This is a genomic window from Paracoccus sp. MC1854 (assembly GCF_014164635.1).
Lineage (GTDB): Bacteria > Pseudomonadota > Alphaproteobacteria > Rhodobacterales > Rhodobacteraceae > Paracoccus.
In genome coordinates this window covers 1-855 of record NZ_JACJFU010000130.1, presented here as the reverse complement: position 1 = coordinate 855, position 855 = coordinate 1, and the positions used below count along the sequence as shown (strand labels likewise).

The window sequence follows — 855 nt, the reverse complement described above, 5'->3', positions numbered from 1 at the left end:
GCAATGGCTCTGGACTTACAACAACGACCGCCCGAACATGGGCATCGGCGGCATCACACCCGCCCAGAAACTGAAAATGGCCGCATGAGTTCTACGAATGGACCCCGTTAGAAATGGGAGGATTACCCAGCAGACAAATATCTGCCCGCCAAAGGCGTGAAAGTATCGCTGTCGTGATAAGCGAAATCGGCGTGGATGCTCCGTTGCACGTAGTCGCAAATGAACTGAACCGGCGTGGCATCCTGACTAGTCGGGGCAAGGAGTGGACCGCGAAGCGTCTGCAGTGCGATTACCACCAAGTGATCAAATCACTCCCACCTCCGGCAAATGACCAGCCAGAATGCGGCGAGGACGATGACGAATATCCCTTGCGGGAGCATCCCTCCTACGGGTTGTTCTAATGTGACTGCATCCATGGGTAAAAATCCTGCTGCACATCCGGTCAGCAGGGCTTACCCTTGGTGCAGCTGATGCATGGGGCCTGACTGATTAGCTCTGGGAGTCTGCCGGCAGGCGTTGCCGCGCCCTGCTGCCTCTCCACTGACGGCCGCATCTTTCCTGGCGATCGTCGCCTCTACGGCATGTCAAGATGGTGCAGTAAGGCAGCAAGCAGGAGGAGCGCCTATGACCGAATATGAACGTGATGTCGAACTAAGAGCATCTAACAAAACCTTCTGATCTGGTTGAGGCAGATGAGGGCGCAGCCGAGGATTACGAAGGCCTCGTGAATGTCGGCGCGTCGCTCATAGCGGATAGTCAGACGGCGGAAGCGGTTGAGCCAGGCAAGCGTTCGTTCGACGACCCAGCGGTGGCAGCCCAACCTCTCGCTGCTGTCCACTGTCCGCCGAGCAATGC

Annotated in this window: 1 protein-coding gene; it reads right to left on the bottom strand. The window is 57.3% G+C overall.

Annotated elements, in window-relative coordinates; genetic code table 11:
• Positions 1 to 661: 661 nt before the first annotated feature.
• Positions 662 to 855 (bottom strand): transposase (locus H5395_RS18425; protein WP_182791347.1); only part of this gene is annotated, 194 nt, incomplete at its 5' end.